This window comes from Xylanibacter ruminicola (genome assembly GCF_900107775.1).
Classification (GTDB): domain Bacteria; phylum Bacteroidota; class Bacteroidia; order Bacteroidales; family Bacteroidaceae; genus Prevotella; species Prevotella ruminicola_C.
This window is the reverse complement of sequence record NZ_FNRF01000006.1, coordinates 148,595-162,993: the sequence shown is the minus strand read 5'-3', so window position 1 is coordinate 162,993 and position 14,399 is coordinate 148,595. Positions and strand designations below refer to the sequence as shown.

Sequence of the window (14,399 nt, the reverse complement as noted above, 5' to 3'; positions counted from 1 at the left end):
CAAAGGTACGACGATTTTTGCAACCACACAAGAAATATGATGTACTTTCCTCAAAAAAGTGCACTTCTTTTGATATACATCAAGCTGTTGTGTGCGAACACAACCATTTTGTGTGCGAAAACGGGTCTTTTTTACACTTGTTTACAGTGCGCTACATTTTTTCACGATTTTAGGAGCTTGATATAGGTTTCGTAGGGTATAAAACGGCCTCCCATGCGCTTTAGATGGGGTGTTTCAAACTGACAGTCAATCAGTTTGCCGCCCAATTTATCGAAGGTTTGGGCCAGATGTATCAGGGCTAGCTTTGAGGCATTGGGTACCAGTGAGAACATACTCTCACCAAAAAAGGCTGTGCCCAGGTTTATGCCGTAAAGACCGCCTACCAGTGTCTCGCCCTGCCATACTTCAACACTGGCAGCAAATCCCTGTAGGTGCATCTCAGTATACGCTTCAATCATTTCTGGGCCTAACCAGGCTCCTTCGTCGTTGTTGCGGTTTTGGGCGGTGGCGCAGCCACGAATCGCCCCTTCAAAGTCTTGATTGATGGTTATTTGTAGCTCGCCCTTCCTGATGACTTGTTGCATGGAGTGGCTTACGTGTATCTCGTTGGGAAAGATAACGAAGCGCTGCAGCGGACAGTACCATAGCGGCTCCTGCTGGTGTCGGTAGGCAAACCAGGGGAAGAAACCATTGCTGTAGGCCAGCAGTAGTCTGTCAACAGATAGATCGCCGCCCACAGCCACTAATCCATCTTCTTCGCCAAGGTGTGGATCGGGAAACCACAGATCGTTATCCAATTGATAAACTGCCATCGCGCGTACTTATTATAATATGTCCACCTTGTTTCAGGCTCCCAAACAGTATCTCGCGCATGAGTAGTGGCTTCAGTCGCTGGGCTATGACGCGGTCCATTTCGCGGGCACCGTATTCGTGGGTGTAACCCTGGTCAAGCAGCAGCTTAAAGGCCTCGTCGCTCAGTGTCATCTCTACTTGTTTCGCGGTCAGTTTGTTCTGCAACTCGCTTAACTTCTTCTTTAGGATGAGTGTGGCCATCTCGTGATCCATATCGTTGAACACTACCGTGCCCGACAGACGGTTGATGAATTCGGGCTTAAATGTTTTCTTTACCTGTTTCAACATGGCCTCGCCGCGCGATGTGTTACCTGTAAAGCCTATGTTGGCTTGTGCGGCATATTGGGCACCTGCGTTCGAGGTCATAATCAGTATCACGTTGCGGAAGTCGGCCTTGCGTCCTTTGTTGTCGGTTAAGCGTGCATAGTCCATTACCTGCAGTAGGATATTATAGATGTCCTGATGCGCTTTTTCTATCTCGTCGAGTAGTAACACGCAGTTAGGTGTTTTGCGGATGGCATCGGTAAGCAGGCCGCCATCCTCGTAGCCAACGTAACCTGCAGGCGAGCCTATCAGTTTGGCCACGGTGTGCTTCTCGGTATATTCACTCATGTCGAAACGTAGCAACGCTATGCCGAGCTCTTTGGCCAGCACGCGTGCCACCTCGGTTTTGCCCACACCTGTGGGACCGACAAACAATAGTGATGCCAGCGGCTTGTTGTCATCAAGCAGTCCGGCTTTCGACATCTGTACCGCTTCTACTACCTGTCGGATAGCTTCGTCCTGTCCGTATATCTTCTGGAGCAAGCGTGGGGCTAGTGTTTCCAGTTGAGCGTTATCGTCATCGCTGTTCATTGCCATTGTGTCTACCTTGCAGGTTTTTGCCAATACATCAGCAATATCTACTTTGCTAACGTTTGCAGGTTGTACACCATCTTTAATCTCTGCTGCAGCTCCTGCTTCGTCTATCAAGTCGATGGCTTTGTCGGGTAGAAAACGATCGTTTACATATTTATAGCTGGCGTCAACGGCAAAGTCGAGTGCCGCCTCGTCGTATGTGACGTGATGGAAACTCTCGTATTGCGAGCGTAATTGGCGCACAATGTGCTTGGTTTCTTCGGGTGTTGGCTCGGGTATGTCGATTTGTTGGAAACGGCGCACCAGACCTTTTGAACGGGCAAAGTGACGGTTGTACTCCTCATAGGTCGTCGACCCGATGAAGCGGATGCCGCCGGCCTCTAAGTAAGGTTTCAGCATGTTCGAAGCATCCATGGCACCCTCGCCAGTGGCACCTGCGCCTACCAGCGTATGTATCTCGTCGATGTAAATGATGTTTTTGTCGCTCTCCTCCTGTATGCCCTCCATAATCTGTTTAATGCGGTTCTCAAAGTCACCGCGATACTGGGTACCTGCCAGCAGTGTGCCCAGATCAAGTTGGTATATCTTGCTGCCTTTCAGACGCTCAGGTAGGTTCTGGTCCTCCTCAATCATGCGTGCCAGCCCCCATACTAAGGCTGTTTTGCCAACGCCAGGTTCGCCCACGTGCAGCGGGTTGTTTTTGTCACGTCGACAAAGTACTTGTATGGTACGCTGCAACTCCTGCTCGCGACCAATCAGCGGGTTGTGCTGTTGGTACAGAGTGTTCATGCAGGTAACCAGTCGGCGCCAAGCTTCTTGGCCCTTTTGCTGGTTGCCTGTGCCCAGTTGGTCGGCCAACTCGTAGGCACTAATCAAGTCGCTCATAAAGTTGCTTTCATTGTCACCTAATGCATCTTTCTGTAGGTAACATGCCCATGATTCGGGGAGATTCAGCAGTCCCATCACCAGGTGAGGAGCATCGAGTGCTGTGGCGCTGCTATTGATGATCTGCGCGCAGGCAAACTCTATCAGTTGTCCCATTTGTGTCGAGGCTTCGGGTTCGTAATCGACGTCTTCTGGTACGGTCTCTACCTCGTCTAACTTGTCTTCTATTCGCTCCTGAAACAGGTTAGCCGAATAGTAGCTGTCGAGTGTGTTGTAGAACTCATTATCGTCTATCATTACCAACAGCAGGTGCTCGGGCATGATAAACTCATGTCGGTACTCTTTGCAACATTTCATGGTGTCGCTGAGCATCCTGGCGGCGCGTTTGGTTTGCTTTATCTCTGCCATAGTTATTCCTCAGGTTCAACAGTTAAACGGAGTGGAAATCCCTCTTCACGGGCCATATTGGTGGCTTTTCGCACCTTTGATGTGGCGACGTCGTAGCTATAGATACCCACTACAGCCTTGTCGCTATGGTGTACCTGCAGCATGAGTGCCTCGGCCTCTGTCTCACTCTTAAAAAACACTTGTGTTAATATTTTCACCACAAATTCCATTGTGGTAAAATCGTCGTTGTATATTGTTACTTTGTATCGTCGCGGCTCGCGCAGGTTGGTGTGCTGCCGTTCTCTTGTTGCCGATTGTTCTTTTGCCATATTTCGATTTTCGTTTTAAAAATCGTGGCAAAGATACATTTTTTAGCTGAATTAAGCAAGAAAAACGTAGCAAAATGCTTATCTTTGCACTTGGTAAAGTTTAGTGATGATGAATAAAGTACGAATTACAGCCATGCGTCAAACAGTGTATCACGATCTGATGACACAATACGAGAATCCTATACAGCATGCCTGCGATATAATCGTTGGACAGCAGTGGATTTCTATCAACGGACAGTGCCCAGAAGGGCTTTGCCCATCTGCATGGGAATCGATGCGTGGTTTTGTTGAGAAGCTGGCTCGAGGTGAGGGTGACTTTTTTGATGGTTGGATGCAGAATCCTATGAGCGCTATGATTAGCTGTAACGATGGTTTTCGACCCTTTAGTTTTTACATTGAGGTGATAGAATAAAAAAATCGCTAAGTTCAAAACTTAGCGACCTTTTTAGTTGGGGTACCCGGACTCGAACCAGGAAAGGCAGGACCAGAATCTGCAGTGTTACCATTACACCATACCCCAAAATGTTTTTGCTTGAGAACTCTCTTGTTCTGTTTTGCGGGTGCAAAGGTACTACTTTTTCTTGAACTACCAAAATTTTTTGGGGAAAAATTATAAAAAACCGCAAATTTTTCACTTTTTCTTTGTTTTTTGGGCAATTTACACTACCTTTGTGCACAAATAATAGCAAATTTTGAATGATACAACTTGTAGAAACAATTAAAGACGCGATTCAGGAGAAGAAGGGCTGCGATATTGTAGTGGCCGACCTGACAAAAATAGAAGGAACCATCTGTCAGTATTTCATTATCTGCACTGGCAACTCGCCCACGCAGGTCGAGGCTATTGCCGAGTCGGTGGGCGATGTGGTGCGCGAAAAGTTAAGCGAGAAACCTGCACACGTAGTAGGACTTGAAAACGCTCAGTGGGTGGCAATGGACTATACCGACGTGTTGGTACACATTTTCTTGCCCGATGTGCGCGAGTACTACGATTTGGAACATCTGTGGGAAGATGCACCTCTAACTCGTATTCCAGATTTAGACTAATATATATAATAGGTATATGGAGAATAATCAAAAACCAAGCAAAAATAACGGTGCCAACGGTCCTAAGATGAATATGCCCAAGTTCAACATGAACTGGATATATTTCATCGCTATTCTGACTTTAGGACTGCTTTACTTTACCAGTGGTGGTGCCGAAAACAGTAGCGTAGCAAAAACCGCATCGTATAGCGAGTTCAAAACGATGGTTGAGCGTGGCTATGCCAAAAAGATTGTGGTGAACAAGGCTCAGAGCATGCTACGTATGTATGTAAAGCCCGAACATATTCGTGATGTGTTCCATCAGGGCACGCAGCAAACGGGTGTTGAACCTTATTTGGAAGTTGAGTTTGGTAGTGTAGATCAGGTTGAGCAGTTTGTAGCTAAGGCTAAGGATGAGAAGGTGTTCACCGGTGATCTGGCTTTCGACAATAAACGTGATAACGAGTTCTTATCGCTGATTCTATCTAACCTCATTCCTATTTTATTTATAGTAGGATTGTGGATATTCCTGATGCGTCGCATGGGCGGCGGAGGCGGTGGCGTTGGTGGCGGTGTCTTCAACGTAGGTAAGAGCAAAGCTAAGATGTATGAGAAGGGTGGTGAGTTAGGCATCACGTTTAAGGATGTGGCCGGACAGGCTGGTGCCAAACAAGAGATACAGGAGATTGTTGACTTCCTGAAGAATCCACAGAAATATACCGACTTGGGTGGTAAGATACCCAAGGGAGCTCTGTTGGTAGGTCCTCCGGGAACAGGTAAAACCCTATTGGCTAAGGCTGTAGCAGGTGAAGCTGGTGTGCCTTTCTTCTCAATGAGTGGTTCTGACTTTGTTGAGATGTTTGTAGGTGTTGGTGCCAGTCGTGTTCGCGATTTGTTCCAGCAGGCCAAAACAAAGAGTCCTTGTATTATCTTCATCGATGAGATTGATGCTGTGGGACGTGCTCGTTCAAAGAATCCTGCCATGGGCGGTAACGATGAGCGCGAGAATACGTTGAATGCCCTGTTGACTGAGATGGACGGATTCGGTACAAATAGCGGTGTTATTATTCTGGCTGCTACCAACCGTGCCGATATGCTTGATTCGGCTCTGCTGCGTGCAGGACGTTTCGATCGTCAGATACACGTTGATTTGCCTGATCTGAACGAGCGCAAGGAGGTATTTAAGGTACACCTGAAGCCTGTGAAGATTGATGAAAGCGTAGATATCGACTTCCTGGCTCGTCAAACACCAGGCTTCTCGGGTGCTGATATTGCCAATGTTTGTAATGAGGCTGCACTGATTGCGGCCCGTCATAATAGTCAGACTGTAACGAAGCAGGACTTCCTGGATGCTGTTGACCGTATTATTGGTGGACTTGAAAAGAAGACCAAGGTGATGACACAGGCCGAGAAACGCTCGATAGCTATTCACGAGGCTGGTCATGCCACCATCTCATGGTTTACTGAGTTTGCCAACCCATTGGTTAAGGTGTCTATCGTGCCACGTGGCCAAGCCCTTGGTGCTGCCTGGTATCTGCCTGAGGAGCGCGTGCTGCAAACCAAGGAGGCGATGCTGGATGAGATGTGTTCGCTGCTGGGTGGTCGCGCAGCCGAAGAATTGTTTGTGGGTCATATCTCGACAGGTGCCATGAACGACCTTGAGCGCACCACCAAGCAGGCTTACGGCATGATTGCTTATGCTGGTATGAGCGAAAAACTGCCTAATGTGTGCTATTATAACAATGCTGAGTACCAATTCCAAAAACCATATTCGGAAACTACTGCTAAGATTATGGATGATGAGGTGTTGCGCATGATTAATGAGCAGTATGAGCGTGCCAAACAGATACTTACCGAGCATAAGGAGGGACATGCCCAGCTGGCTCAGTTGCTGATAGATCGTGAGGTGATTTTTGCCGAGGATGTAGAGAAGATCTTTGGTAAGCGTCCCTGGACCAGTCGTGCAGAGGAGTTGCTTGAAGCCCAGATGAAAGCCGATGCTGAGCGTATGGCTGAAGAGCGTGCCAAGGAGCTCGAAGCTGAAGCAATGGCTGCTGAGCAGAAAGCATTAGAGAGTAAACCCGAAGAAAAGGAGGATAAGGATGCGTAATTTTATTGTTAGAGCTATTACTGGCGTGCTGTTTGTTGCCGTGCTGGTGTGCAGCTTTTTGCGTCCGCAGGCAATGGTGCTGCTGTTTGCGCTGATTACAGGACTGACCATTTGGGAGTTTACCGGATTGGTTAACGATCGTGCGCAGGTGACGGTTAACCGCATGATATCTACTGTGGCAGGTGTATATCTCTTTTTTGCCATGGCAGGTTTCTGCAGCGAGCTTACCCCATCTGCAGTGTTCATCCCTTACCTTGTGTCTATCATCTATCTGATGGTGGCCGAACTGTACCTGAAGAACGAGGATCCCATACACGATTGGGCCTATACCATGATGGCCCAGTTGTATATCGCCCTGCCGTTCTCGCTGCTTAATACGCTGGCATTCCACGCTGCGCCTCAGGGCTTTGTGGCTTACGATGCCGTGCTGCCCTTGTCGGTTTTCGTGTTCTTGTGGATGAACGATACAGGAGCCTACCTCTGTGGATCGCTGTTGGGTAAACATAAACTCTTCCCTCGCATCTCGCCAGGAAAGAGTTGGGAAGGCAGTATCGGTGGCGGCATCTTAGTGATAGCCGTAGCCGTGCTGGTATGGTATCTTACCGATGCGTATCAGCTTAACCAGTTAGGACTGACCGCTGTTGAGTGGGCCGGATTGGGACTTACCGTAGTTGTCTTCGGCACCTGGGGCGATCTGGTGGAGAGCTTGTTTAAGCGCACCATCGGCATTAAGGATAGCGGTAACATACTGCCCGGACATGGTGGCATGCTGGATCGTTTCGATTCGTCGCTGCTGGCCATTCCAGCTGCAGTAGTTTACCTCTACACCATTATGCTACTTTGATTGATAAAGTACACTTAAAGTTGGCTTATATGTATTTTCGAGGGTAAGGGTGATGAAACCACCTTTATCCTCGAATTTTGCGATACGGTGGTCTTTTCCATCCTTCAGCATGTTAGGCCAAGCATCCAGTTGCTCCTCAAATGCATCATGCATCTGCTGCCACATTTTTCGGGTGCTATCGTTGGTAGAGATGGTGTAGTTCTCCTGCAGTGCAACCAACGTATCGTTACGCTGAGCTAACATCAGGCGGTAGTTAAGGTTGGGGTGATACATCGATACACGGGCAAAATTAGAGTCGGTCTTGGCTGAATCGATAGCAAAACCACGAGCAGCGAGCGAGTCGCAGAAGGTTTTAAAGGGCATACCCATTGAGAGTCCACGATAGTCGAGATACTTTTTCTCGCCATTTCCACAAGCACAGAGTGCTGCAATAGCCACTACGGCAATAAATAATTTCTTCATAACAAATTAGTTTTTTGTAATATTCGGTGGCAAAGATAGATAATTTTTTTGGAGTTTCCAAAAAATCTATTAACTTTGCAACATGTTTCTATCAACATTACTACTTACGGCACTTGTTGCCATGCCTATAACACCCGATACCCTGCGACAGGAACAGCTTGATGAGGTAGTGGTGAAGTCGAACTCGGCTCGCCAACGTCTGCGTCAGATACAGACTGGTGCTGAGCAGGTGCAACTGAAGGACCTTACTAACTCGCCGCAACTGTTTGGCGAACATGATATTATGCGCTCTATGCAGCTGCTTACAGGTGTAAAGAGCGAGAGTGACGCATCTAGCAGTTTCCAGGTGCGAGGTGGTACATCAGCCCAAAACCAGATACTCGTTGATATTGCTCCTGTATATAATGTGGGTCACCTGGCCGGATTGTTCTCGGCCTTTAATAGCGATGCCCTTGTGTCGGCTACGCTCTATAAAGGTTTGCTGCCAGCACAGTATGGTGGCGCTTCTAGTGCGGTGCTTGATATTATCGGGAAAACAGGTAACAAGAGCGAGTACCACGGTGGCGCCAGTATCGGACTCCTCTCAGCAAAGGGTACCATCGAAGGTCCGATTGTGAAGAATAAGGCCGCCTTCTTAGTCACGGCACGCCGTTCGTATATGGACATGTTTCTGAAACTGTCGTCCGATTTTAAAGGTAATACTTTGTATTTCTACGATATCAATGCCAAGGCCGACTGGACCATTAACGAGAACAACCAACTGTTTCTGAGTTTCTTTACAGGTCACGACCGTACAGCACTTGAGGATATGGTTGACATCCGTTGGAACAATCTTTCAACCAGTTTAAAGTGGTTGCACCATTTTGGTAGTAATGCCTATGCTCAGTCGACGGCTTACTACAGTGGCTATCAGACGGATAATGGTATAGATTTTCTGGGTATGAATATCTGGTTCTCAGGTCATATCCGTCAGACTGGTTTCCGACAGGATTTCCATGCCAACTTGGGAAAGTATAGGCTAGATGCTGGTTTGCAAACGGCTTTGCTTAATGTGAAGTCGGCCGAGTGGAAACAGGTGTCGTTGCACGAGAAAGAACAGCGCCGTGCTTGGGATAATGCATTTTGGCTGAACTTGATGACACCCATTACCAAAAAACTTGATGTTTCGGCCGGTCTGCGTGTGAGTGCCTTCTCGCCTTTGGGTGGCTCGTTGTATTACGATCTGGAAGATAATGGCGACATAGCTTGGTACTACAACTATGGCAAGAACCAGATTGTTAAAACCCACACGGTGCTTGAGCCCCGACTCTCTGTTAACTACCAACTATCACCTGTCGCCTCGCTCAAGTTTGGCTATACCCGTACTTCGCAGAATGTGCATGCCTTACGCAACCAGAGCACAGCAACCCCCTTCGACCGTTACACCATGAGTAGTAACATTGTTAAGCCTGAAGTGGCCGACCAGGTAAGTGCTGGCTTGTTTATGATGACTCCCAATCAGGATTACGACTTCTCGGCTGAGGTTTACTTTCGTCATATTAATAATGTGTTAGACTATCGCGACGGTAAATCGTTTGCCAGCGAAATAGAGATTGAGCGCTTGATGCTGGCTGGTAAGGGTAAGGGCTATGGCATAGAGCTGAGTGCTCGCAAGAACAATGGTAGGTTGACTGGTTGGATTGGTTACACGCTCTCGTGGTCGAAAACCAAGATTGATGGGATTAATCAGGGCCGTTGGTATGATGCTAACAACGATCGCCGTCATGACATCAATATCGTGGCTATGTATCACCTGAATAAGCGTTGGAACCTGAGTGCCTCGTGGGTATATAACAGTGGTCAGGCTTTTACTGCTCCCAGTGGAAAGTATATGATTGAGGACAACTGGATATATTATTACACCGAGCGTAATGGTTATCGCGCACCGGCCTCGCACCATTTGGATGTAAGTGCTGTGTGGAGCAAGAAATACAGAAATCGCACCCATCAGCTGGTGTTCGGTATCTACAATCTGTATAACCGCTACAACCCCTTCCTCATTAACTTCGAGGATGGTGAGTATGGTGCAGGCACCAAGGCCAAGCAGTATTCGTTGTTTGGCATTGTACCATCGGTATCGTTTAATATTAATTTCTGATAACTATGCGTAGATTACTATATATAATAGGTATATTAGGGCTGATGTCGTGTACAAAGGAAATCAGCATCGACTATCATAGTCACGATACACGCTATGTGGTTGAAGGAACTATTAACAATGATGGTACGGAGATTCGTGTGAGCACCACTAATGCGATGGAGGATAACACTACTGGTAGCGATGTGAACAATGCTACCGTGACATTGACAGCCGACGATGGTACCACAGCAACCATTCCTTTTGTACGCAATGGCTACTACCGTTCTAAGTTTGCTGGTATTGCCGGTACTGTTTATAAGTTGGATGTTGAGGTTGATGGACAGCATTTTACGTCAACTTCTACCATGCAGCGCACACCCAAGATGAACGAGTTTAAGTTGGTGTGGAAGAAGATGCTGACGGAGCGTTATTTGTTTGGTGACCTGCGTCTGCAGGACATACCTAACGAGAGTAACTGGTATTTTATGCATATTTACCGTAATGGTTTAGGTTATCGTTGGGCGGTGATGAAGGATGATAAGAATCCAAACAAGGAACTGCAGCAGCTGTTTACCTTCTTCCGTGATGGTCAGCATGATAATGACGTGCTGCAGGATGGCGACGAGCTGCATATCGTTATCCGTGCCATCGATCAGCGTGCTTACGACTATCTGTACTCTATGCAGCAGATGTCGAGCACGGCTACCAATCCTATTGATAACTTTACAGGTGGTTGTCTGGGGTATTTCTCAGCCAACAGCGAGATAGAATACTATCAGGACTTCTATTACCGCGATGTAACCGAAGATGACGAATAACCGTTGGTTTCGTTTGATAGTTTGCGGATAATGAAAGTAACAGTTATGCCTTTTTGTTCGTAGTCGTACCTGATAAGCACAGAACTGTCGGTAAACGAAAGCACCTGTGCTAAGAGCGAGCGCTTGGCGCCGTCATCGTCAACGTATGTAAGCTTAAGATTGTTGTTGTCGCATTGATAGTCGCCTTCGAAAATCACCATACCTTCTGTGTCGTAGGCGGTAAAAGTACCTTTACGTACCATGCCATTGTAATTGCCATCACCACGGAAAACAAACTGATCGTACGTAAAGTTATCGGGGCCTAAGTCGGTGTCGCCATCAATCACAACATCACCTTCGCCCCAACCGCGTTGCCAGGTGCCGACAATCAATTCGCCCAGTCGGCGTCCATCGTCGTCACCACCACCGCAAGCGGTCATAAAGATCAGGGCAGCCACTATAGCTGCCCTGTATAAAAACTTACTTAACATTTCCAACCTTAACTAAGTACTCTGCAATCTGAACAGCGTTTAGGGCAGCACCCTTACGGATTTGGTCGCCGCTGAGCCAGAAGGTCAGACCGTTTTCGTCGCTCAGGTCTTTACGAACACGACCTACGTAAACATCGTCCTTGCCAGCAGTCTCCAGAGGCATGGGGTAGGTAAGTGTAGCGGGATCGTCCTTCAGTGTACAGCCAGGAGCAGCGGCGATGGCCTTCTGAGCCTCCTCTACGCTGATGGGACGCTCGGTCTCAATCCAAACACTCTCTGAGTGAGAGCGCAGTGAGCTAACACGTACACACATGGCCGAGCACTTGGCATCGGTATGCATAATCTTACGTGTCTCGTTAAACATCTTCATCTCCTCCTTGGTGTAGCCATTAGGCTGGAACACGTCAATCTGAGGGATAACGTTATATGCCAGCTGGTGAGCAAACTTCTTTACGGTCTTAACCTCACCATCCTCTACCATCTCCTTGTACTGCTGCTGCAGTTCGGCCATGGCAGCGGCACCGGCACCTGAAGCACTCTGATATGAAGCAACATGAATGCGTTTTATATGAGAGAGCTTTTCCAGAGGCTGGAGAACAACTACCATCATGATAGTGGTGCAGTTAGGGTTAGCGATGATTCCACGAGGACGGTTCAGGGCATCCTCGGCATTGCACTCGGGCACTACCAGGGGTACATCGTCGTCCATACGGAATGCACTCGAGTTATCAATCATTACAGCACCATACTTTGTGATAGTCTCGGCAAACTCCTTCGATGTGCCTGCACCTGCTGAAGTGAAGGCGATGTCGACATCCTTAAAATCGTCGTTGTGCTGAAGCAGTTTAACCTCAATCTCCTTACCTTTAAAATTGTACTTCGTTCCGGCACTGCGCTCTGAGCCAAACAGTACCAGTTCGTCCATTGGGAAATTTCTCTCAGCGAGGATGCGCAGAAACTCTTGTCCTACGGCTCCACTCGCACCTACAATTGCTACTTTCATCTTGATAATCCTTTAAATGGTTACAATTTGGCCGCAAAATTATGTTTTTTTTTTCATTTTACCAAAAAAATGAGTACCTTTGTAGCCAAAATGACATTATTATTATCATATTTGCCGATTACAGACCCAACTTTTATCTTTTTTGTGGTGCTGATGATCATTCTGTTTGCTCCTATCGTGATGAGTAAACTTAGAATTCCGCATATCATTGGCATGGTTCTGGCGGGTATCGCCATCGGTCAATATGGTTTTAATATTCTGGTCCGCGACAACTCTTTTGAACTTTTCGGTAGGGTCGGTCTCTACTATATTATGTTCCTGGCCGGACTGGAGATGGACATGGAGGGCGTGAAGAAACATTCGCGCCGATTCCTGCTGTTCGGACTGCTGACCTGCTTTGTACCGCTGATACTTACCTATGCCATGTCGGTGACCATCCTTGACTATTCGTCATCGGCCTCGTTCCTGTTGGGTTGTATCATGGCATCGAACACCCTGATAGCTTATCCTATTGTAGGCCGATACGGTTTGCAGAAGCACCAGAGCGTGGCGCTTAGTGTGGGTTCGTCGATGATATCACTATTTATGGCGCTGGTCATGCTGGCTGCCATTTCAGGATCGTTCAGTAAGGATAGTGGTTGGACCTTCTGGGTGCTGTTTGTGGTTAAATTTGCCGCATTCTGTGTGGGTAGTGTCGTGCTGATACCTAAACTGACACGTTATTTCCTGCGCCGATACAGCGATGCCGTGATGCAGTACACCTTTGTTATGGCGGTGATGTTCCTCAGTGCGGCACTCTCGTCGCTCATTGGTATCGAGGGTGTGTTTGGCGCATTCTACTCTGGTCTGATATTAAACAGATATATCCCACGTGTGTCGCCACTGATGAACCGCATCGAGTTTATCGGTAACGCGCTGTTCATCCCCTATTTCCTGATTGGTGTGGGTATGCTCATCAATCTGGGTACGCTGTTCTCTAGCATGCAGATGGTATGGATTGTACTGCTTATCGTGTTCTTCGGAACATTTGGTAAGGCTGTGGCTGCCTATATCTGTAGTCTGCTGTTCCGCTTGTCGAAGGCTGATGGACACATGATGTTCGGTCTTACATCGGCCCATGCGGCTGGTGCTATCGCAATGGTGATGGTGGGTATCCGTTTAGAGGTGGCTCCTGGCGAATACTTGGTGAGCGACGATATGCTGAATGGTATCATTATGATGATTCTGTTTACCTGTATCATCAGTACCATGATGACCGAGCATGCTGCCAAGAAGATTATCATTCAGGAGAAGACCCATCTGCAGGGCGATGTGCCTAAGGATGACGACGAGAAGATATTGCTATGTGTGAAATATCCCGAGATTGCACCGCATCTGCTGTATATGTCGATGTTCATGCGTAACCAGCGTTTGAACCGCGACTTGGTGGCGCTGAATGTGGTTTACGATGATGAACGTAGCAATGCTGCTCGCGAAGAGGGTATCCGATTGCTGGAGCAACTGCAGCATACTGCCAGTGCCAGTGAGGTAAAGGTGCAAACGCAGGTGCGTTTAGCTACCAATATCGCCAATGGTATTAAGCATGCTTTCCGTGAGTTTGGTTGCTCGGAGATTGTGATGGGTATGCACGTGCATACCGATATCAACCCCAGGTTCTGGGGAGAGTTTATCCAGAGTCTGTATAATGGCTTGAACCGTCAGATTCTGCTGGTACGTTTCGTTCAGCCTATGACCACGCTGCGCCGTATTCGTGTGGCAGTGCCTTCACGAGCCGAGTTCGAACCCGGTTTCCATCGTTGGCTCGAAAGGTTGAGTAGGTTGGCTGGTCAGTTGGACTGCCGTATCCAGTTTCATGGTCGCAACGAGAGTCTGATGCTCATCAAGGAGTATATCAACAATCGTCATCCCAATGTGCGTGCCGAGTATACCTACATGGCTCATTGGAACGAGTTGCCTCAGTTGGCTGCGGGTATTGCCGACGACCATCTGTTTGTGGTAGTAACAGCCCGTAAGGGTACCATCTCATACAAAACGGCGTTGGAGCGACTGCCAGATGAGTTGCAGAAGCATTTCTCGGGTAAGAACCTTATTATTATCTTCCCCGATCAGCATGGTGATACCAAGGATGAGCGTATGAGCTTTACTGAGGCACAGCATCACGAGGAGAAGAGTATCTATGATGCTGTTCTGCGCTGGATACATGAGAGGAAGATTAAACATTAAAAATTCAACATTA

At 47.7% G+C, this 14,399-nt stretch carries 13 protein-coding genes and 1 tRNA gene; 7 read left to right on the top strand and 7 right to left on the bottom strand.

The annotated features are described in order from the left end of the window. Positions 1-161: 161 nt before the first annotated feature. The 3 genes from aat to BLU97_RS14495 are packed head-to-tail and all read right to left on the bottom strand — an operon-like array spanning position 162 to position 3,311. Positions 162-812, bottom strand: coding sequence for a leucyl/phenylalanyl-tRNA--protein transferase (gene aat / locus BLU97_RS14505; RefSeq protein WP_074762185.1), 651 nt, complete (start codon positions 810-812; stop codon positions 162-164). Continuing rightward, positions 790-3,003, bottom strand: a complete 2,214-nt coding sequence (gene clpA / locus BLU97_RS14500) for an ATP-dependent Clp protease ATP-binding subunit ClpA (protein ID WP_074762184.1) — start codon at positions 3,001-3,003, stop codon at positions 790-792. Before clpA ends, aat begins: the two co-directional genes overlap by 23 nt. A 2-nt stretch (positions 3,004-3,005) precedes the next feature. Next, on the bottom strand, positions 3,006-3,311 hold the full coding sequence (locus BLU97_RS14495; protein WP_074762183.1) for an ATP-dependent Clp protease adaptor ClpS: 306 nt from the start codon (positions 3,309-3,311) through the stop codon (positions 3,006-3,008). Between the two features lie 109 nt (positions 3,312-3,420). On the opposite strand from BLU97_RS14495, the gene BLU97_RS14490 reads away from it, so the two are divergent. After that, positions 3,421-3,723 (top strand): TIGR04076 family protein, encoded by a 303-nt coding sequence (locus tag BLU97_RS14490; protein WP_074762221.1) that lies wholly within the window; start codon positions 3,421-3,423, stop codon positions 3,721-3,723. Between the two features lie 37 nt (positions 3,724-3,760). Here BLU97_RS14490 and BLU97_RS14485 read toward each other — a convergent pair. Continuing rightward, positions 3,761-3,831 (bottom strand) — tRNA-Gln (locus BLU97_RS14485). A gap of 176 nt (positions 3,832-4,007) precedes the next feature. Here BLU97_RS14485 and rsfS point away from each other — a divergent pair. From rsfS to BLU97_RS14470, 3 genes are read left to right on the top strand one after another with little or no spacing between them, the layout of a single operon-like run. Next, entirely contained in the window at positions 4,008-4,358 is a 351-nt protein-coding gene (gene rsfS / locus BLU97_RS14480; RefSeq protein WP_074762182.1) for a ribosome silencing factor, read from the top strand. Between the two features lie 16 nt (positions 4,359-4,374). Next, entirely contained in the window at positions 4,375-6,447 is a 2,073-nt protein-coding gene (ftsH, locus tag BLU97_RS14475) for an ATP-dependent zinc metalloprotease FtsH (RefSeq protein WP_074762181.1), read from the top strand. Next, positions 6,440-7,291: a phosphatidate cytidylyltransferase gene (locus BLU97_RS14470; RefSeq protein WP_074762180.1), complete on the top strand. Its 852-nt coding sequence runs from the start codon at positions 6,440-6,442 to the stop codon at positions 7,289-7,291. Before ftsH ends, BLU97_RS14470 begins: the two co-directional genes overlap by 8 nt. On the opposite strand, the gene BLU97_RS14465 is transcribed toward BLU97_RS14470, so the two are convergent. Further along, a complete protein-coding gene (locus tag BLU97_RS14465) occupies positions 7,283-7,753 on the bottom strand; it encodes a hypothetical protein (RefSeq protein ID WP_074762179.1) in 471 nt (156 codons plus the stop codon). The genes BLU97_RS14470 and BLU97_RS14465 overlap by 9 nt on opposite strands. A gap of 82 nt (positions 7,754-7,835) precedes the next feature. Between BLU97_RS14465 and BLU97_RS14460 the strand changes: the two genes are divergently transcribed. Both BLU97_RS14460 and BLU97_RS14455 read left to right on the top strand, forming a co-directional pair. Continuing rightward, positions 7,836-9,890, top strand: a complete 2,055-nt coding sequence (locus BLU97_RS14460; protein ID WP_074762178.1) for a TonB-dependent receptor plug domain-containing protein — start codon at positions 7,836-7,838, stop codon at positions 9,888-9,890. Between the two features lie 5 nt (positions 9,891-9,895). Then, positions 9,896-10,690, top strand: coding sequence for a DUF4249 family protein (locus BLU97_RS14455; protein WP_081353054.1), 795 nt, complete (start codon positions 9,896-9,898; stop codon positions 10,688-10,690). Here the strand turns inward: BLU97_RS14455 and BLU97_RS14450 are convergent. Beyond that, positions 10,660-11,160 (bottom strand): lipocalin family protein, encoded by a 501-nt coding sequence (locus BLU97_RS14450; RefSeq protein ID WP_074762176.1) that lies wholly within the window; start codon positions 11,158-11,160, stop codon positions 10,660-10,662. The two genes, BLU97_RS14455 and BLU97_RS14450, sit on opposite strands and share 31 nt — an antisense overlap. Then, the gene (locus BLU97_RS14445; RefSeq protein ID WP_013065686.1) at positions 11,150-12,163 is read right to left on the bottom strand and encodes an aspartate-semialdehyde dehydrogenase; all 1,014 of its coding nucleotides are present in this window, start codon (positions 12,161-12,163) and stop codon (positions 11,150-11,152) included. The genes BLU97_RS14450 and BLU97_RS14445 overlap by 11 nt, the downstream gene beginning before the upstream one ends. A 90-nt stretch (positions 12,164-12,253) precedes the next feature. Between BLU97_RS14445 and BLU97_RS14440 the strand changes: the two genes are divergently transcribed. Continuing rightward, complete coding sequence (locus BLU97_RS14440) at positions 12,254-14,386, top strand: cation:proton antiporter (RefSeq protein ID WP_074762220.1); 2,133 nt, start codon at positions 12,254-12,256, stop codon at positions 14,384-14,386. Positions 14,387-14,399 lie beyond the last annotated feature (13 nt).